This is a genomic window from Pseudomonas sp. SCPG-7 (assembly GCF_002156405.1).
In the GTDB taxonomy this organism is placed as follows: domain Bacteria; phylum Pseudomonadota; class Gammaproteobacteria; order Pseudomonadales; family Pseudomonadaceae; genus Aquipseudomonas; species Aquipseudomonas parakoreensis.
In genome coordinates this window covers 19,997-39,080 of record NZ_MVOO01000018.1, presented here as the reverse complement: position 1 = coordinate 39,080, position 19,084 = coordinate 19,997, and the positions used below count along the sequence as shown (strand labels likewise).

The window sequence follows — 19,084 nt, the reverse complement described above, 5'->3', positions numbered from 1 at the left end:
TAAGTGCTGGCTTTTTTTTGCCTGAAATCTACCCCCTCGCCACAGATCAATACACAAGCACAGATAACTATACAGGCACAAAAAAGCCCGCCATTTCGGCGGGCTTTTGCATGGTGGCGAATCAGAGCAGAAAGATCGTCGCCAACCCCAGGAAGATGAAGAAGCCACCGCTGTCCGTCATGGCCGTGATCATCACGCTGGCGCCCATCGCCGGGTCGCGGCCCATCTTGGCCAGTGTCATTGGGATCAACACCCCCATCAGCGCCGCGAGCAGCAGGTTGAGGGTCATCGCCGCCGTCATCACCACGCCCAGCGACCAACTGCCATAAAGCAGGTAGGCGACCACACCGATCACCCCGCCCCAGACCAGACCGTTGATCAACGCGACCGCCAGCTCCTTGCGCATCAGGCGCGAGGTGTTGCCGGTGCTGACCTGGTCCAGCGCCATGGCGCGCACGATCATGGTAATCGTCTGGTTACCGGAGTTACCCCCGATACCCGCCACGATCGGCATCAGCGCCGCCAGCGCCACCAGCTTCTCGATCGAGCCTTCGAACAGACCGATCACCCGCGACGCGACAAAGGCAGTGATCAGGTTGATTGCCAGCCACGCCCAACGGTTGCGCAGGGATTTCCAGACGGAGGCGAAGATGTCTTCCTCTTCGCGCAGACCCGCCATGTTGAGGACTTCGCTTTCGCTCTCCTCACGAATCAGGTCGACCATTTCGTCGATGGTCAGACGGCCGATCAGTTTGCCGTTCTTGTCGACCACCGGGGCCGAGATCAAGTCGTAACGCTCGAACGCCTGAGCAGCGTCATAGGCGTCCTCGTCCGGATGAAAACTCACCGGATCGCTGGCCATGACTTCAGCAACCTGTTTCTCGGGGTCGTTGACCAGCAGACGCTTGATCGGCAGTACGCCCTTGAGCACGCCGTCGTAATCGACCACGAACAATTTGTCGGTGTGGCCCGGCAGTTCCTTGAGACGACGCAGGTAACGCAAAACCACTTCGAGGCTGACGTCCTCACGAATGGTCACCATCTCGAAGTCCATCAGCGCACCGACCTGCTCCTCGTCATAGGACAAGGCCGAACGCACGCGCTCGCGTTGCTGCTGGTCGAGCGTTTCCATCAGCTCATGGACGACGTCTCGCGGCAGCTCGGAGGCCAGGTCAGCAAGTTCGTCGGCGTCCATGTCCTTGGCCGCAGCCAGGAGCTCGTGATCGTCCATGTCGGCGATCAGCGTTTCACGAACGGAATCGGATACTTCGAGAAGAATGTCGCCGTCGCGATCAGCCTTGACCAGCTGCCAGAGCGTCAGACGGTCGTCCAGCGGCAGGGCTTCAAGGATGTAGGCAACGTCGGCGGAGTGCAGATCATCGAGTTTGCGTTGCAGTTCGACGAGGTTCTGCCGGTGAACCAGGTTCTCGACCCGGTCGTGATGCGCGCCTTCCTGGCGATGAGTCAGGTCTTCGACGACCTTTTGGCGCTGCAGCAGCTCAACCACCTGAGCCAGGCGATCCTGCAGGCTTTCCTGTGTTTTCTTTACTTCGATTTCGGACATAGGCGAACTCCACTCCCAGCAGCGGGGCACGCCGGAAGGATCAATCAGTCAATTCATGATTGGTGAAACGGGCTACTGAGTAACTACTGGGTAAGTCCATGGAGGTTTTCCATAAGCCCCGGCGGGGCTGACGGGCGCAATGATACACCGCCTGACGGTTTTAAACGTTAAAAAATCGCGGTCGAAACAAGTGCTTGCGCGACAAAGTTGAGCGCTGTCCTGACCCGTGCAGATGCGACGACTCATCTTGAAAAGAAAACACACCGGCGTTGAAAAATGTAGCGACTACCCTTGAGCGTAGACCGTCACGGAGGACGTCGAATGCTATCCAGAACATCCCGTTTTGTAGTCGCCAGCCTGCTCTGCCTGCCACCCGCCGGGGCCGCTACCACCCTTCACCGATGCGAAGCGCCCGACGGCGGCATCACCTTCACCAGCCTGAGTTGTGCCAACGATGAGCAGCTCTCGGTGCAGCAGGTTCACCCTTACATGCCCGGCTCCGTCGTGCCGATCATGCCGGAACACAATCACGAAGAAATATCCGGTATGACAATCAAGGGACGTGAACCAGGCATCGTTGGCCGCCTGGAGGACAAATGCGGCAACCTGATCAATGCCAGGCAGCGCCGCGAAGCGATCATCAATCGTCGCGTTATCGCCGGAATGAGCCAGCGGGATGTCGAGAGCGCTCTCGGCAAACCGGACAAGGTGAATATTCGAACGTCGACAACGAGCTATCGCTATGACCTGAAACGAGGCCGTAGTGCTCAAGTCGATTTTGATGAGAGGGGATGCGTGAAAGGAAAAACCAAATCGCAGACAACAAAAAGCCCGCGTTAAACGCGGGCTTCTTGAATATGGTGCACTCGACAGGATTCGAACCTGTGACCGCTCGGTTCGTAGCCGAGTACTCTATCCAGCTGAGCTACGAGTGCATTTTGTGTTTTTAAACCAGACCACAACTGGCTGAAGCCAAGTTACCTGCATCACTGCAACTAACTCTTAAATGGTGCACTCGACAGGATTCGAACCGGTGACCGCTCGGTTCGTAGCCGCGTACTCTATCCAGCTGAGCTACGAGTGCATTTGTGTTTTTTGACCAGACCACAACTGGCTGAAGCCGAGTTTTTTATATCGCTATAAACAACTCTTAAATGGTGCACTCGACAGGATTCGAACCTGTGACCGCTCGGTTCGTAGCCGAGTACTCTATCCAGCTGAGCTACGAGTGCATTTGTTGCGCCGCATTATAGCCCGTCTAATCTCTATTCCAACCACTTTTTCTAATAAATTCAACAACTTACAGAAAAAGCCAGATTACAACGTACTAAGCAAATAATGGCGGAGAACGGGGGATTCGAACCCCCGACACCCTTTTGAGGTGTACTCCCTTAGCAGGGGAGCGCCTTCGGCCACTCGGCCAGCTCTCCGCAACACGGGGCGTATATTAACCACCTTCTTCCCCGTTTGCAAACATAAAAATCGATAAAAATTAATGGCTTGGTTCTTCGTCCTTCTCTTTCTTTATACGCAGGTAAATTTCCTCACGGTGCACGGCAACCTCTTTCGGGGCGTTGACGCCGATGCGCACTTGATTTCCTTTGACGCCGAGCACGGTCACGGTGATTTCGCCATCACCGATAATCAGGCTTTCTGCGCACCGACGAGTCAGAATCAGCATACCTTTCTCCTCACGCATTTCATTTCAGGGACAACAGTCTGCAAAAAAAAGGCACCCGACCTACAACCGGAGCGATCGTAGCCCTACATGCCTGAGTATTGACCAGCGCGAGCAAAAGAACAGTTCAGGGGGCTCGCGCCATTCAAAAAATAAAGGGCGCGGTCAGACCGCGCCCTTCAGGTGACCGGATTACTCGCCCTGACGGGCCGGAGCGTCCAGTTCGAAAGCCGTGTGCAGGGCGCGCACAGCCAGTTCCAGGTACTTCTCTTCGATCACCACGGAAACCTTGATTTCCGACGTCGAGATCATCTGGATGTTGATGCTTTCCTTGGCCAGGGATTCGAACATGCGGCTGGCCACGCCTGCGTGGGAACGCATGCCGACGCCGACGATCGAGACCTTGGCAATCTTGGTATCGCCTACGACTTCACGGGCACCGATCTCGCGAGCGGTGTTTTCCAGCACGGTCTGTGCGGCCTGGTAGTCGTTGCGGTGCACGGTGAAGGTGAAGTCGGTGGTGTTATCGTGCGCGACGTTCTGCACGATCATGTCGACTTCGATGTTCGCGGCACTGATCGGGCCGAGAATCTTGAACGCCACGCCCGGGGTGTCTGGCACGCCACGGATGGTCAGCTTGGCTTCATCGCGGTTGAAAGCGATGCCGGAAATGATCGGCTGTTCCATGGTTTCCTCTTCATCAATAGTAATGAGGGTGCCCGGACCCTCCTTGAAGCTGTGCAGTACGCGCAGCGGAACGTTGTACTTGCCGGCGAACTCCACCGCACGGATCTGCAGCACCTTGGAACCGAGGCTGGCCATTTCCAGCATCTCTTCGAAGGTGATCTTGTCCAGACGCTGAGCGACCGGCACCACGCGCGGGTCAGTGGTGTAGACACCATCGACGTCGGTGTAGATCTGGCACTCGTCAGCCTTCAATGCAGCCGCCAGTGCCACGCCCGTGGTGTCGGAACCGCCACGACCGAGGGTGGTGATGTTGCCGTGCTCGTCGACGCCTTGGAAACCGGCGACAACCACCACGCGACCTGCTTTCAGATCACCGCGAATCTTCTGGTCATCAATCTGCAAGATACGCGCTTTATTGTGCGCACTGTCTGTCAGGATCCGCACCTGATTACCGGTGTACGACACCGCCGGCACACCGCGCTTGATCAGCGCCATGGCCAACAGGGCAATCGTCACCTGCTCACCGGTGGAAACGATCACGTCCAGCTCACGTGGAACCGGTTGCACGTCGCCACTGATTTGCTTGGCCAGATCGATCAGACGGTTGGTTTCGCCGCTCATTGCAGACAGCACAACCACCAGGTCATCGCCGGCATCGCGGAATTTCTTAACCTTGTCGGCGACCTGCTCGATTCTCTCGACAGTGCCGACCGAGGTGCCTCCAAATTTCTGTACGATCAAAGCCATTTCAAAGCCGCCTCTGCCCATGAAGGGCGCCCAATAATCACTCGAACAGCCGCCGGGCCTGCCACTAGACTGCGGGCCCGACGGGCCGTCTTATAAACCCTGCTCGACGAATGGAACGGTCAGCGCCAGGGCGCCATCCAGTGCGCCGGCGTCGACACCGCCGCCCTGCGCCATGTCCGGACGACCACCGCCCTTCCCGCCCACTGCCGCAGCAGCCTGTTTCATCAAATCACCGGCTTTGAGTTGGCCAGTCAGGTCCTTGGTTACGCCTGCAACCAGTACGACCTTTTCCTCATGGACACTGCCGAGCAGGATCACTGCGCGGCCGAGTTTGTTTTTCAGCTGATCGACCAGCGCCAGCAGCGCCTTGCCGTCCTGACCATCCAGACGTGCAGCCAGAACCTTCACGCCTTTGACGTCGACTGCCGAGTTCGACAGATCGTCGCCGGCGGCGCTGGCGGCCTTGGCCTGCAACTGCTCGAGTTGCTTTTCCAACGCGCGATTGCGCTCCAGCACAGCCGACAGCTTGTCGATCAGATTGTCGCGGCTGCCCTTGACCAGGTTGGCCGCTTCCTTGAGTTGTTCTTCAGCAGCGTTCAAGTAGGCCAGTGCTGCAGCACCGGTGACTGCCTCGATACGACGCACGCCCGATGCCACACCGCCTTCGCTGATGATTTTCAGCAGGCCGATGTCGCCGGTACGGTTGGCGTGGATACCGCCACACAGCTCGACGGAAAAATCGCCGCCCATGCTCAGCACGCGCACGTTGTCGCCGTACTTCTCGCCGAACAGCGCCATCGCGCCTTTCTGCTTGGCGGTTTCGATGTCGGTTTCTTCGGTTTCAACCGCGGAGTTCTTGCGGATCTCGGCGTTGACGATGTCTTCCAGCGCTTTGATCTGCTCAGGCTTGATCGCTTCAAAGTGGCTGAAGTCGAAGCGCAGACGCTGGCTATCCACCAACGAACCCTTTTGCTGAACGTGCTCGCCCAACACCTGACGCAGCGCAGCGTGCAGCAAGTGAGTCGCGGAGTGGTTCAGCGAGGTCGCGTGACGCACTTCGGCATCGACGTGGGTTTCCACTGGCGCGCCGATGGTCAGGCTGCCGGAATCCAGCACGCCGTGGTGCAGGAACGCGCCGCCGGTCTTGGTGGTGTCACGGACGTCGAAACGTGCGTTACCGGCCTGCAGGAAACCGCAGTCGCCGATCTGGCCGCCGGATTCAGCGTAAAACGGCGTCTGGTTCAGCACGATCACCGCCTCTTCGCCTTCACTCAAGACGTCGACCGACTGGCCATCTTTATAGATAGCGACGATTTTTGCCGAGCCGCTGGTGTCGGTGTAGCCGGTGAACTCGGTAGCCACATCAACCTTGACCAGGGTGTTGTAATCCAGACCGAACGAGCTGGCCGAACGCGCACGCACACGCTGGGCTTCCATTTCACGCTCGAAGCCGACTTCGTCGACGGTCAGGCCACGCTCGCGAGCGATGTCAGCCGTCAGGTCCATCGGGAAACCGTAGGTGTCGTAGAGTTTGAACACTACGTCGCCCGGCACCACGGTGCCTTTGAGTTCCAGCAGATCCTGTTCGAGGATCTTCAGGCCGTGCTCCAGGGTCTTGGAAAACTGCTCTTCTTCAGCCTTGAGTACGCGCTCGATGTTGCTCTGCTGCTTCTGCAGTTCCGGGAAGGCTTCGCCCATCTCGGCGACCAGCGCCGCGACGATCTTGTAGAAGAAGCTGCCAGTGGCGCCCAACTTGTTGCCGTGACGGCAGGCGCGACGGATGATCCGGCGCAGCACGTAACCGCGACCTTCGTTGGACGGCAGTACACCGTCAGCGATCAGGAAGCCGCACGAACGGATGTGGTCGGACACCACTTTGAGCGACGACTGATCGCCGTTTTCGCAGCCGATGGCTTCAGCCGAGGCTTTGAGCAGGTTCTTGAACAGGTCGATGTCGTAGTTGGAATTGACGTGCTGCATCACCGCACTGATCCGCTCCAGGCCCATGCCGGTGTCGACCGACGGCGCTGGCAACGGATGCAACACGCCATCGGCGGTGCGGTTGAACTGCATGAACACGTTGTTCCAGATCTCGATGTAACGGTCGCCGTCTTCTTCCGGCGAACCCGGTGGGCCGCCCCAGATGTGGTCGCCGTGATCGTAGAAAATCTCGGTGCAGGGGCCGCACGGGCCGGTATCGCCCATGGTCCAGAAGTTGTCGGAGGCGTAAGGCGCGCCTTTGTTGTCGCCGATGCGGATCATGCGCTCGACCGGCACACCGATTTCTTTGGTCCAGATGTCATACGCTTCGTCGTCGGAGGCGTAGACGGTGACCCAGAGTTTTTCCTTCGGCAGTTTCAGAACGCCAGTCAGGAAGGTCCAGGCAAAGGTAATCGCGTCGTGCTTGAAATAGTCACCGAAGCTGAAGTTACCGAGCATTTCGAAGAAGGTGTGGTGACGAGCGGTATAACCGACGTTTTCCAGGTCGCTGTTCTTGCCACCGGCACGCACGCACTTCTGGCTGCTGGTTGCGCGGGTGTACGCGCGCTTTTCCTGACCCAGGAAGCAGTCCTTGAACTGGTTCATCCCCGCGTTGGTGAACAGCAGGGTTGGGTCGTTGCCCGGAATCAAAGAGCTGGAGGCTACACGGGTGTGGCCTTGCTCTTCGAAGAAGCGAAGGAAGGCTTCACGGATTTCTGCGCTTTTCATTAGGTTCTTCCACGGAGGCTGCGGCCAAAGGCCTGTACGAAACGTCAACAGACGAAACGACGGCAAAGGGCCGCATTATATCGGCCCTTCGCGCGGGGTACAGCGTGTTTATACGATAGTAACGGTCAATTGGACGGCTAACGCTGTCACTTGCGCGAAAACTCGACGAATGTCGCGATCACTTGCTCGATTTGCGAGCGATTGACGTCCATGTGCGTGACCATGCGCAAGCGCGCAGCGGCGCTCAACTTGATCCCGCGCTCGGCGGCAAACGCTTTGAGCGCTTCGGCACGGTCGCCCATTTGCACGTAGACCATGTTGGTCTGCACCGGCTCGACGCTGAACCCGGCCTCGCGCAGGCCTTCGGCCAGATAGTGCGCGTTGGCATGGTCATCCGCCAGACGCTCGACGTGGTGATCCAGCGCGTACAGCCCCGCCGCCGCGAGCAAACCGGCCTGACGCATGCCGCCGCCGACCATTTTGCGCAGGCGGCGGGCCTTGCCGATCAACTCGGCTGAACCGCACAGCACCGAACCCACCGGCGCGCCAAGGCCTTTGGACAGGCACACCGACACCGAATCAAAGTACTGAGTGATTTCCCGTGCATCGACGCCCAGCTTGACCGCGGCGTTGTAAAGGCGCGCGCCGTCGAGGTGCAGTTGCAAGCTTTTATCCTGAGTGAAGCGCCGGGCGCGGGCCAGATACTCCAGCGGCAGCACTTTGCCTTGCATGGTGTTTTCCAGCGCCAGCAAACGGGTCCGGGCGAAATGGAAGTCGTCCGGCTTGATCGCTGCCGCGACCTGATCCAGATCCAGCGAACCGTCGGCCTGCACTTCCAGCGGCTGCGGCTGGATCGAGCCGAGCACCGCCGCGCCACCGCCTTCGTACTTATAGGTGTGCGCCTGCTGGCCGACGATGTATTCGTCGCCACGTTCGCAGTGCGCCATCAGGCCCAGCAGGTTGCTCATGGTGCCGGTCGGCACGAACAGCGCAGCGGCGAACCCCAGGCGCTTCGCCAGTTCCGCCTCCAGACGATTGACCGTCGGATCTTCGCCGTACACATCGTCACCGGTGGCCGCCGCCGTCATCGCGTCGAGCATGGCAGGAGTCGGTTGGGTAACGGTGTCGCTGCGAAGATCGATAATGCTCATGAACCTGGCCTCAGAGTCAGCAGGGGAAATCCCTTTTCGAAAGTGAATTACTGCGGTCATGGCGCCGATTAATCAACCCTTGAATGAGAAAAGGTCAGATTACGTCTTGAGAACACACCATCCATGTGGGAGCGAGCCTGCTCGCGAAAGCAGTGTGTCAGTCAGCAGATGTGTCACTGACAGACCGCTTTCGCGAGCAGGCCCGCTCCCACATGGTTCTGTGCAAGGCCGGAAAATATGTGATAAAAACGCTGCGCCGCCCGAGAACGGGCGGCAAAAACGTTCTCAGGGCGGGGTGCAATTCCCCACCGGCGGTAATTGCGCGCAACGCGCATAGCCCGCGAGCGCTTGGCGACGGACACGGCAAAGGCTGTGATCGGCGGCAAGGTCAGCAGACCCGGTGTGATTCCGGGGCCGACGGTCATAGTCCGGATGAAGAGAGAACGGGATTGACGCCAAAGGGCCGCCCGCGCGCTTGTGTGCTCGTGCGTACCCTTGAATCCCTTTCGATTCATAACGCCCTGTTTTTCACACAAACAGGAGTCAGAACATGCAACCCACCGCTATCGACAGCAAAAGCAAACACCCCCACGGCGAACGCGTTGCGTTCATCCAGGCCTGCTGGCACAAGGAAATCGTCGACCAGAGCCGTAAGGGCTTCGTCGCCGAAATGCTGGTTCAGGGTTATCAGGAATCGGACATCGATTTCTTTGAAGTCGGCGGCGCCTTTGAAATGCCTCTGCACGCCAAGTTGCTGGCCAAGACCGGCCGTTATGCCGGCATCGTCGCGGCTGCTCTGGTCGTGGACGGCGGCATCTACCGTCACGAGTTCGTTGCCCAGTCAGTGGTCAGCGGCCTGATGCAGGTGCAGCTGGAAACCGAAGTGCCGGTGTTCTCGGTATCGCTGACCCCGCATCACTTCCATGCCGGTGAAGAGCACCAGAAATTCTTCTTCGAGCACTTCGTGCACAAGGGTCAGGAAGCGGCGCGGACTTGCGCGGATACGCTGCAGAAGGTTCGCGCACTGCGTCGCAGTGAGCCGCGTGCAGTAGCGGTCTGATAGACCATGAGTGAGGCTTTTGGTCTCACTCATTCCCCTGTGGGAGCGAGCTTGCTCGCGAAAGCGGACTGACAGCCAACTCAAATGTTGAATGCCAGATTGCATTCGCGAGCAAGCTCGCTCCCACAGGGTTATATATCAGACCGAAAATTGCGTCAGGCGAGATGTTCGTCGGTGGCCGGCACGATCAGGATGCCGGCGCGCAAGCCGTTCTTGACCTTGGGATTCGGGAAGATGATTCGTGCGCCCTCTTCCTCGATGATCCAGCGGGTATTGGCCAGATCTTCGGCCAGCAGATAACCCACATCCAATTCAGAAAAGTTCTCGATATCCGCCGGCAGGTTCAGGCGGAACGCATCGCTGTGCTTGATAATTTCCCGGGCGACGCTGAACAGCTGCAAACCCTCCAGTCCCTCTGCTGCCAGATCCGGCTCATTGCCATCGATGATCTGCTTCAGACGAGTTTCCAGACGTGAGACATCCACCCCTTGGTTCTGCCCGAACGGCCGTGCCTTGCCCAGCTCAAGAGTGAAAGCCTCGGCGCCGAGCTTGTCGTAGGTGTAGGAGCTGAACACGATCGACGGCTTGTTCTGCAGCAGCACCGCTTCCATCCCGGCGGCGCGCAGACGCGCCAGTTCGCGGCGCGAATGCTGACGTCCATCTTTCCACGGGTACAGGGCGAACTGCTCGATCTTCGAACCACGAATCGCGGTGTGCAGGTCGTAGTGCAGACGCTGACGGTCCGGCAGGCTGAAGAAACTCGCCGCCAGGCGTTCCAGCTCGCAGGCGCGGATGGCTTCGGAACCGCTGGTTTGTTCATGCCGGCCGTTGAACAGCCGATTGACGTCCTGCTCGACGAAGCGCTCGCCCTTGCGAATCGCTTCCGGGTTGCCGAACAGGAACAGAATGCGCGCGCGCGGCTTCAGATCGCCGCGAGCGATGTCATGCAGCAGCCGGTCGAGCAATTCGATCGGCGCTGTTTCATTGCCATGGATGCCTGCCGACAGCAGCAGGTCCAGGCCATTGTCGCGCGCTTCGGGTGGCCGGACTTCCAGCGCACCCTCGCTCAACCAGCGCATGCGCACGCCTTCGACAGTCAGTTGAGTCTTCTCCGCCGGTTCGCGGCCGGCGAGGGTCAGTTCAAGCAGTTTGCCGAGGGCGAGCATAGAGCGGTTTCCTTAGTGATCGTGGTTGCAATCCGGGCCGTGCACATGGTCTTCGTCGCCGACGTCAGCCGGTTCCATCTCCAGTTGCAGACTGACCAGATTAGTTGCCAATGGGCGCAGCAGCAGGTTGGCGTACTCTTCGTCACCTTCCTCGACGTCCACGCCGATCAGCAGCTGGCCACGGCCGTCCTGCTGGATCCACAGCTCTTTGCCTTGCCACATGACCGCGACGCGGGTGCACGAGGTTTGCAGTTGCGTGCCGTCGGTGTCTTCAAGGATCAGCTGCAGGGAATCGCTCATGTTTTTACTCTCTTGGGGAGACAAGCCGCGCGTCGCGTTCAGGCGACGCGCCGGCCATCAATTGATCTGGAATGGATAAACCGAGCCCAGTTTAAGGATTTGCGTCAGTTCATCCAGTGCCGTCCGGCATTCAAGCAGCAATTGCGGGTCCGCCAGATCGGTTTCGCTCAGGCGGTCGCGGTAGTGCTTTTCAACCCATGCGGTCAACGAACCGTACAACGGTGCGGTCATGATAACCCCTGGGTTGACTGCTGCCAGCTCGGTTTCGTTGAGCGCGACGCGCAGTCGCAGGCACGCCGGGCCACCGCCGTTCTGCATGCTTTGCTTGAGGTCGAAGACTTTGACTTCGCGGATTAGCCCGCCGGAGCTGGTCAGACCTTGCAGGTAGTTCCACACACGCTCGTTGCCACGGCACTCTTCCGGCACGATCAGCAGCATCGAGCCATCCGGACGCGACAACAGCTGGCTGTTGAACAGATAGGAGCGCACCGCATCGTCCACGGTGACCGCCGAACGCGGCACGCAGATCGACTGGAACTGGCCGCCGACCTTGGCCAGTTTGCCCTGCAACTCGGCCAGCATCTGTTCGGTGTCGAGGAACGCGTCCTCGTGATAGAACAGCACCTCGCCGTTACCCACCGCGATCACGTCGTTGTGGAATACGCCCTGGTCGATCACCGCCGGGTTCTGCTGCGCGTAGACCACGCCCTCGTCACGCAGACCGTGCAGACGCGCCACCGCTTGCGACGCTTCCAGCGTCTGGCGCGCCGGGTACTTTTGCGGCGCCGGGTAGCGAGTGTCGAACGCACTGCGACCGAACACGAAGAACTCGACACCGGCCTCGCCGTACTCACGGCAGAAGCGCGTGTGGTTGGCCGCGCCTTCGTCACCGAATTGCGCCACCGCCGGCAACGCGGCGTGGTGCGCGAAGTGCTGCTGATCGGCGAACATCGCACCGAGCACGCGGCTGGTGGTCGGGTGTTCGATACTGCGGTGGTATTTGCAGTTGAGGTTGGCGGCGGTGAAGTGCACGCGACCGTCAGCAGTATCGGCACTCGGGCTGACGGTGGCGGCGTTGGCCACCCACATGCTCGACGCCGAGCAACTGGCAACCAGCAACGGCATGGCTTCTTTCGCGGCGCGTTCGATCACTTGCGCGTCGGTGCCGCTGAAACCCAGACGGCGCAACGCGGCCACGTCCGGACGCTCCTGCGGCGCCAGCACGCCTTGCTGAAAGCCCATTTCCATCAGCGCTTTCATTTTCGCCAGGCCTTGCAGCGCCGCTTCCTTCGGGTTCGAGGACTGCTGGCTGTTGCTCTGGGACGCAACGTTGCCGTAGGACAGACCACCGTAGTTATGGGTCGGCCCCACTAGACCGTCAAAATTGACTTCATAGGATTTCATCAGCGAGGCTCCACGAGAATCTGTTGTTATAGGCTTCAGTAACTATTCTTTGAGACCGCGGCGCGGCCATCGCTGGCAAGCCAGCTCCCACAGGGATCTCATCGCACTTGTGGGAGCTGGCTTGCCAGCGATAGGCATCACACCATTTTCACGCCAGGCGTCAGGGCCGCCGGCAACGTCAGGCTCGGGGTTTCCAGCGAGGCCACCGGGTACGCGCAATAATCCGCCGCGTAATAGGCACTGGCGCGATGGTTGCCCGAAGCGCCGACACCACCGAACGGCGCGCTGCTCGCCGCACCGGTCAGTTGTTTGTTCCAGTTGACGATACCGGCGCGGCTTTCCAGCCAGAACTGCTGATAACGATCTTCGGAATCCGACAGCAAGCCAGCCGCCAGGCCATAAGCGGTGTCGTTGGCCTCAGCGATCGCCGCAGCGAAATCGGCGTAGCGGATCACTTGCAGCAACGGGCCGAACAATTCTTCGTCCGGACGCTCGGCCACGGCGGTCACATCAAGAATGCCCGGGGTCAGCAAGGCCGATTGCGCTTGCGGCTGCGTCATCGCTAGCAGCGATACCGCGCCATTGGCCAACAGATGTTGCTGGGCATCCATCAGCGCTTTCGCCGCGCCAAGGGAAATCACCGAGCCCATGAACGGCGCCGGCTGTTGATCGAACGCACCGACTTCGAGGGTCGCGCTGACGTCCACCAGACGCTTGAGCAGGCTGTCGCCCCACGCGCCTTGCGGCACCAGTAGACGACGCGCGCACGTGCAGCGCTGACCGGCGGAGATGAAAGCCGACTGAATGATCGTGTAAACGGCTGCGTCCAGATCAGCGACCTGATCGACCACCAGCGGATTGTTGCCGCCCATTTCCAGCGCGAGGATCTTGTCCGGACGCCCGGCAAACTGCTGGTGCAGGTGATTGCCGGTACGGCTCGAGCCGGTGAAGAACAGACCGTCGATGCCCGGGTTCGCCGCCAGGGCGATACCGGTTTCGCGAGCGCCTTGCAGCAGGTTCAACACGCCGGCCGGCAAACCGGCTTCGATCCAGCACTTGACCGTCAGCTCGGCGACTTTCGGCGTCAGCTCGCTTGGCTTGAACAGCACGCTGTTACCGGCCAGCAGCGCCGGCACGATGTGGCCGTTCGGCAAGTGGCCCGGGAAGTTGTAAGGGCCGAACACCGCTACCACACCGTGTGGCTTGTGGCGCAACACGGCGGTGGCGTCGCCCAGCGGGCCGCTCTTCTCGCCGGTACGTTCGCGGTAGCTCTGCACCGAGATCGCAATCTTGTTGACCATGCTGGTGACTTCGGTCGCGGCTTCCCACAGGGGCTTGCCGGTTTCCTCACCGATGGTGCGGGCCAGTTCGTCGCTGTGGTTTTTCAGGGCGGCGGCAAAGGCTTCGAGGACGCTGATGCGCTCGTCCAGCGAACGCCGCGCCCAACCCGGAAAGGCCTGACGCGCCGCCTGCACGGCGGACTCGACCTGAGCGGCGGTGGCGCCCTCCCCCGACCACAGCACTTGCTGGGTCACCGGGTTCAGCGACTGGAAGGCTTCGCCCTGACCGGCCAGCCATTCACCTGCGATGTATAGCGAATTCATTATTTCGACTCCCGAGCAGCAGACAACGCCACGGCGCGCACTTGATCGCCGGCGTTGAGTTGAAGACGTTTGGCGGTCAGCGGATCGACCACCAGCGTGCCGGCAGCCAGACGGGCCGGGGCAGCCGTAATGCGGCAGTCTTCGCGCTTGCGGTTATGGATGATGAACGGCGTGGCGTCTTCGCCCGGCGTACCGATCGCCAGCACCAGCGCTTCGCTGTCGCGGACAGCGCGGATCTTGCTGGTTTCGCACTCGATGGCCGGGCCGGCGTCGAAGATGTCGACGTAGCCCTGATAGCTGAAACCTTCGCTCTTGAGCATCGCCAGCGCCGGCTCGGTGTCCGGGTGCACCTGACCGATGACGTTGCGCGCATCCGGCGACAGGAAGCAGGTGTACAGCGGGAATTTCGGCATCAGTTCGGCGATGAACGCCTTGTTGCCGACGCCGGTCAGGTAATCGGCCTGGCTGAATTCCATCTTGAAAAAGTGCCGACCGAGGCTTTCCCAAAACGGCGAACGACCGGCCTCATCGGAAACACCACGCATCTCGGCGATGATCTTGTTGCCGAACAGTTCCGGAAACTCGGCGATGAACAGCATGCGTGCCTTGGACAGCATGCGGCCGTTCAGGCCGGTGCGGTAATCGGCGTGCAGGAACAGCGAGCACAGCTCGGAGTTGCCAGTCAGGTCGTTGGCGAGGAACAGCGTCGGAATCTCGCGATAGATGTTCAGCTCTTGCGAGGCGCTGACGGTCAGGCCGACGCGGAAGTTGTACCACGGCTCACGCAGACCGACCGCGCCGGCGATGGCGGAAATCCCCACCACGCGACCGTTGTCATCTTCGAGCACGAACAGGTAGTCCGCATCGCCACGGCCGGCTTCGCCGCGAAAAGTCTTCTCGGCCCAGCCGACCCGGTGGGTCAGGCGCTCTTCGTTGGCCGGCAAAGTGGTCAGGCCGGTGCCGGTGCTGCGGGCCAGGTCGATCAGCGCGGATAAATCGCTGCTGCGTACGGGACGAACAATCATGCTATCTCCTCAAACGGGCCGCCTTCGCCACCCGTGAAACTCGCTAAGGCGTTAAACCGCCACCAGGCGCACGCTGGCACCTTCACCGACGCCCAGGGCTTCGGCTGCTTCCAGATCCAGGGTCACCGGTTTGCCCGGCGCGTAATCGAGTTCCAGCAGCACCGCGCGGTAATCCTGCAACTGCGCGTTGGCCACCAGATACTGGCGCCCGGCACCTTTGACCGGCTCGCCGATCTTCACCGGCACCACACGGCTCTGGGCGATCGAACGGATCCCCGAAACACGCGCATGCAGGGTCGGGCCACCGTCGAAAATGTCGATGTAGTGATCGGTCTCGAAGCCTTCGCGCATCAGGATGTCGAAGGTGATCTGCGCACGCGGGTGCACCTGGCCCATCGCTTCCTGAGCGGAATCCGGCAGCAGCGGCACGTAGATCGGGTAATGCGGCATCAGCTCGGCGAGGAACGTGCGGCTCTTCAGGCCACACAGGCGCTCGGCTTCGGCGTAGTTGAGGTCGAAGAAGTTGCGACCGATTGCATCCCAGAATGGCGAGTCGCCGTTCTCGTCGCTGTAGCCGACAATCTCGGTCACCACCGAATCGGCGAAACGCTCCGGGTGGCTGGCAACGAACAGCAGGCGACCACGGGAGTTGAGCTCGGCCCACGGCGACCCCACCAGCTCACGCTGCACGTAGAAACTGGTCAGCAAGCTGTTGCCGGTCAGGTCGTGGCATTGCGAAAGCACGTGGATCTTGTTGTGGATTTTCAGCTCGCGAGAAGCATGGACGAAGGTCTCGTTGCGGAAGCTGTAGAACGGCTCGGAGTAACCGGCCGAGGCAACGATGGCCGAGCAGCCGACCAGTTTGCCGGTGGCGGTGTCTTCGAGGACGAAGAAGTAGCTCTCTTCACCGTTGAAGCTCACTTCGGCAGCGAACGAGGCTTCGCTTGCAGCGATCTTGTCGCTCAGGCGTTCCACGTCATCCGGCAAGGAAGTGACACCAATCGGACTGTCCGCAGCCAGACGCTGTACCTCGCCCAGATCAGCCATTTGCGCAGGGCGCATCACCAGCATGGTGTCACTCCTTTCTCTTATAAAAATTTACTGAAAAAAACACCGGAGACTGTGGGAGCGAGCCTGCTCGCGAAAGCGGTCTATCTGTCAGCAAAAATGTTGACTGACACGCCGCCTTCGCGAGCAGGCTCGCTCCCACAATGGAACTCGCCCGGTATCAAAATTGGGTTCGACGCCAGAATCCTCAGGCGTCGAAAGGTCTATCAGGCTTGCGTCAGTGCGGCGGCGGCGCGTTCGAAGCGGTCGAGACCGGCGTCGATATCGGCGTCTTCCACCACCAGGCTCGGTGCGAAACGAATCACGTCCGGGCCGGCCTGAAGAATCATCAGGCCTTCTTTTTCAGCGGCGTTGAAGATGTCCTTGGCTTTGCCTTTCCAGGCATCGCTCAGCACGCAACCGATCAACAGACCGAGGCCACGCACCTGAGTGAACAGGCCGTACTTCTCGCCGATCTGCTGCAGGCGAGTCTTGAATTTGTCGTGCTTGGCGTTGACGCCGTTCAGCACCTCAGGGGTGTTGATCACGTCGATCACCGCTTCGGCTACCGAACACGCCAGCGGGTTGCCGCCGTAAGTGGTGCCGTGGGTGCCGACCACCAGATGCTTGGCCAGCGCTTCGGTGGTCAGCATTGCCGCGATCGGGAAACCACCGCCCAGGCTCTTGGCGCTGGTCAGGATGTCCGGGGTCACGCCGTAGTGCTGGTAAGCGAACAGATGGCCGGTACGGCCCATGCCGGTCTGCACTTCGTCGAACACCAGCAGCGCGTGGTGCGCGTCGCACAGTTCACGGGCACCTTGCAGGTAAGCCAGTTCGGCCGGCAGTACACCGCCTTCGCCCTGGATCGGTTCGAGCACGACCGCACAAGTCTTGTCGGACACCGCCGCTTTCAGCGCGGCCAGATCGTTGTAAGGAACGTGAGTGATGCCGGTGATTTTCGGACCGAAACCGTCGGAGTACTTCGACTGGCCACCGACGTTGACGGTGAACAGGGTACGGCCGTGGAAGCTGTTGAGCGCGGCGATGATCTCGTACTTCTCGCTGCCGAAACGGTCGAACGCCACGCGACGGGCCAGCTTGAACGCGGCCTCGTTGGCTTCGGCGCCCGAGTTGCAGAAGAACACGCGCTCGGCGAACGTGGCGTCGATCAGCTTGTGCGCCAGGCGCAGGGCCGGCTCGTTGGTGAACACGTTGGACACGTGCCACAGCTTGTTCGCCTGTTCGGTCAGCGCACCGACCAGCGCCGGATGCGCATGGCCCAATACGTTAACGGCAATCCCGCCGGCGAAGTCGATCAGCTCGCGGCCGCTCTGGTCCCAGACGCGGGAACCGGCACCACGCACCGGAATAAAAGCGGCGGGCGCGTAGTTGGGAACCATTACCTGGTCGAAATCGGCGCGTTCTACCGCAGCGTGCTCAACGGACATCGGAGTCTCCTGAAGAGGAACACCCGCCTGAAACTGGCGAGCGATGGGGGGATTGTAAGGACAGTTTTCAGCCCGGCCTTGTCGCCAAGCGACAACTTCTTATAGCGCAAACCCCGGATTTTCCCGGGTTTACGGCAATGCGACATATAGCGTCGCAAAGGCGCAGTTTAACTGGCCGCAGCCGTTTGCGGCAGCTTGCTGATTTGTACCCGAGAACGAATTGGCGAGTGCGGTATATATGTACCGCACATCACCCTGAAGAGCAGTTTTTACCGGGCGGACTTTTCCAGCGCAGGCAACCGCCCACGCGCCGAAAAAAACGGGCAACCCGATACACCCACGAAGGCGAGATGAAAGAGGCCAGGGTCGACGCTGCAAAACACTCGGCTCGCCCCTGAACAGGACGCGGATCAACCGCGCTCTGGCGGCACCGACGACAGTTCGAAAGGACTGCTGCTGCGTCGCTGATTGCGATCTTCCCGTGGCGTCGCGCCGAAGAAGTTGCGGTAGGCGCTGGAGAAATGCGGCCCGGAGGAGAAACCGCAGGACAGGCCGATCTGGATGATCGACTTGCTTGTCTGCATCAGCATCTGCCGGGCCTTGTTCAGGCGCAATTCCAGGTAGTACTGGCTCGGCACGCGGTTGAGGTATTGCTTGAAGATCCGCTCCAGCTGTCGACGGGACACGCACACATGCTGGGCGATTTCGTCGGTGGTCAGCGGCTCTTCGATGTTGGCTTCCATCAGCAACACCGCTTGGGTGAGCTTCGGATGGCTGGAACCGAGGCGGTTCTGCAGTGGAATGCGCTGGCGTTCACCGCCCTCGCGGATGCGCTCGACCACCAGTTCTTCGGACACCGCACCGGCCAGTTCTGCCCCATGATCACGGGCCAGCACCGCCAGCAACAGGTCGAGTACCGACATGCCGCCACACGCGGTCAGGCGATCACGATCCCAGTCGAACAGGTGACTGGTGGCGATGACTTTCGGGAAGCGCTCGGCGAAATCGTCCTGCCAGCGCCAGTGCACAGCCGCGCGATAACCGTCGAGCAGACCGAGCTGCGCCAACGGATAGACACCGGCCGACAGACCACCGATCACGCAACCGGCCCGCACCAGTTGCTTGAGTGCGCTGCTGAGGGCCGGGGCCAGAGTGGTAGGCGGCTCGTCGGCGAGCAAAAAGAGTTTCTGGAAGTTTTCCAGCTTGCCGGTCCAGGCCTCGCCCGGCAGTTGCCAGGCACCGTCGGCTGCAACGTCTGTCACGGCTTCGGCCTGGAGGAACGACAATTCGTAGACCACCTCCGGATGCACCCGCTGGGCAACACGCAAGGCCTCCTCCGCCAGCGCCAGCGTCAGAGCTTTAGTGCTGGGCCAAATCAGGAAACCAATTCGATGGGCAGTCATGGGCGGGCAATCCGAAACGAAGAACGGTGATGAAGGCATGGGCCAATGCTAGCCCGTAAATGAACGCAAATCTCGAAACCTGCAAAGCTCC

Annotated in this window: 15 protein-coding genes, 4 tRNA genes and 1 riboswitch; of the genes, 2 read left to right on the top strand and 17 right to left on the bottom strand. The window is 60.3% G+C overall.

What is annotated here, in order from left to right; translation table 11 throughout:
* Positions 1-121: 121 nt before the first annotated feature.
* The gene (mgtE, locus tag B1722_RS24515; protein WP_007963078.1) at positions 122-1,564 is read right to left on the bottom strand and encodes a magnesium transporter; all 1,443 of its coding nucleotides are present in this window, start codon (positions 1,562-1,564) and stop codon (positions 122-124) included.
* A 321-nt stretch (positions 1,565-1,885) separates the two neighbouring features.
* Between mgtE and B1722_RS24510 the strand changes: the two genes are divergently transcribed.
* Positions 1,886-2,404: a hypothetical protein gene (locus B1722_RS24510; RefSeq protein ID WP_041074276.1), complete on the top strand. Its 519-nt coding sequence runs from the start codon at positions 1,886-1,888 to the stop codon at positions 2,402-2,404.
* Between the two features lie 18 nt (positions 2,405-2,422).
* On the opposite strand, the gene B1722_RS24505 is transcribed toward B1722_RS24510, so the two are convergent.
* The 8 genes from B1722_RS24505 to ltaE form a co-directional block, all read right to left on the bottom strand.
* Positions 2,423-2,499 (bottom strand) — tRNA-Arg (locus B1722_RS24505).
* A gap of 72 nt (positions 2,500-2,571) precedes the next feature.
* A tRNA-Arg gene (locus B1722_RS24500) sits at positions 2,572-2,648 on the bottom strand.
* A gap of 71 nt (positions 2,649-2,719) precedes the next feature.
* Positions 2,720-2,796, bottom strand: a tRNA-Arg gene (locus B1722_RS24495).
* A 107-nt stretch (positions 2,797-2,903) separates the two neighbouring features.
* Positions 2,904-2,994: transfer RNA gene (locus tag B1722_RS24490), tRNA-Ser, on the bottom strand.
* A gap of 62 nt (positions 2,995-3,056) precedes the next feature.
* A complete protein-coding gene (gene csrA / locus B1722_RS24485; RefSeq protein WP_002554426.1) occupies positions 3,057-3,245 on the bottom strand; it encodes a carbon storage regulator CsrA in 189 nt (62 codons plus the stop codon).
* A gap of 189 nt (positions 3,246-3,434) precedes the next feature.
* Positions 3,435-4,676, bottom strand: coding sequence for an aspartate kinase (locus tag B1722_RS24480; RefSeq protein ID WP_025112914.1), 1,242 nt, complete (start codon positions 4,674-4,676; stop codon positions 3,435-3,437).
* A gap of 90 nt (positions 4,677-4,766) precedes the next feature.
* Positions 4,767-7,385, bottom strand: a complete 2,619-nt coding sequence (gene alaS, locus B1722_RS24475; protein WP_086794684.1) for an alanine--tRNA ligase — start codon at positions 7,383-7,385, stop codon at positions 4,767-4,769.
* Positions 7,386-7,531: 146 nt separating this feature from the next.
* Entirely contained in the window at positions 7,532-8,536 is a 1,005-nt protein-coding gene (ltaE, locus tag B1722_RS24470; RefSeq protein ID WP_086794682.1) for a low-specificity L-threonine aldolase, read from the bottom strand.
* Positions 8,537-8,813: 277 nt separating this feature from the next.
* A riboswitch (FMN riboswitch) is annotated at positions 8,814-8,985 on the top strand.
* A gap of 101 nt (positions 8,986-9,086) precedes the next feature.
* On the opposite strand from ltaE, the gene B1722_RS24465 reads away from it, so the two are divergent.
* The gene (locus B1722_RS24465) at positions 9,087-9,596 is read left to right on the top strand and encodes a 6,7-dimethyl-8-ribityllumazine synthase (protein ID WP_041066540.1); all 510 of its coding nucleotides are present in this window, start codon (positions 9,087-9,089) and stop codon (positions 9,594-9,596) included.
* Between the two features lie 155 nt (positions 9,597-9,751).
* Here B1722_RS24465 and astE read toward each other — a convergent pair whose 3' ends face one another.
* From astE to argR, 8 genes are all read right to left on the bottom strand, one after another.
* Entirely contained in the window at positions 9,752-10,762 is a 1,011-nt protein-coding gene (astE, locus tag B1722_RS24460) for a succinylglutamate desuccinylase (RefSeq protein ID WP_041066537.1), read from the bottom strand.
* A gap of 12 nt (positions 10,763-10,774) precedes the next feature.
* Positions 10,775-11,062 (bottom strand): hypothetical protein, encoded by a 288-nt coding sequence (locus tag B1722_RS24455; protein WP_041066534.1) that lies wholly within the window; start codon positions 11,060-11,062, stop codon positions 10,775-10,777.
* Between the two features lie 57 nt (positions 11,063-11,119).
* Complete coding sequence (gene astB / locus B1722_RS24450; protein ID WP_041066531.1) at positions 11,120-12,466, bottom strand: N-succinylarginine dihydrolase; 1,347 nt, start codon at positions 12,464-12,466, stop codon at positions 11,120-11,122.
* Positions 12,467-12,603: 137 nt separating this feature from the next.
* Positions 12,604-14,073 carry a succinylglutamate-semialdehyde dehydrogenase gene (gene astD / locus B1722_RS24445; RefSeq protein ID WP_174377357.1) on the bottom strand — a complete coding sequence of 490 codons (1,470 nt, stop codon included), beginning with the start codon at positions 14,071-14,073 and terminating at the stop codon, positions 12,604-12,606.
* A complete protein-coding gene (gene astA, locus B1722_RS24440; RefSeq protein ID WP_086794680.1) occupies positions 14,070-15,095 on the bottom strand; it encodes an arginine N-succinyltransferase in 1,026 nt (341 codons plus the stop codon). Before astA ends, astD begins: the two co-directional genes overlap by 4 nt.
* A 51-nt stretch (positions 15,096-15,146) precedes the next feature.
* Positions 15,147-16,166 carry an arginine/ornithine succinyltransferase subunit alpha gene (gene aruF / locus B1722_RS24435; RefSeq protein WP_025112905.1) on the bottom strand — a complete coding sequence of 340 codons (1,020 nt, stop codon included), beginning with the start codon at positions 16,164-16,166 and terminating at the stop codon, positions 15,147-15,149.
* A gap of 203 nt (positions 16,167-16,369) precedes the next feature.
* Positions 16,370-17,590, bottom strand: a complete 1,221-nt coding sequence (locus B1722_RS24430) for an aspartate aminotransferase family protein (protein WP_041066522.1) — start codon at positions 17,588-17,590, stop codon at positions 16,370-16,372.
* Between the two features lie 410 nt (positions 17,591-18,000).
* On the bottom strand, positions 18,001-18,993 hold the full coding sequence (argR, locus tag B1722_RS24425; RefSeq protein WP_041066519.1) for a transcriptional regulator ArgR: 993 nt from the start codon (positions 18,991-18,993) through the stop codon (positions 18,001-18,003).
* Positions 18,994-19,084: the final 91 nt, after the last annotated feature.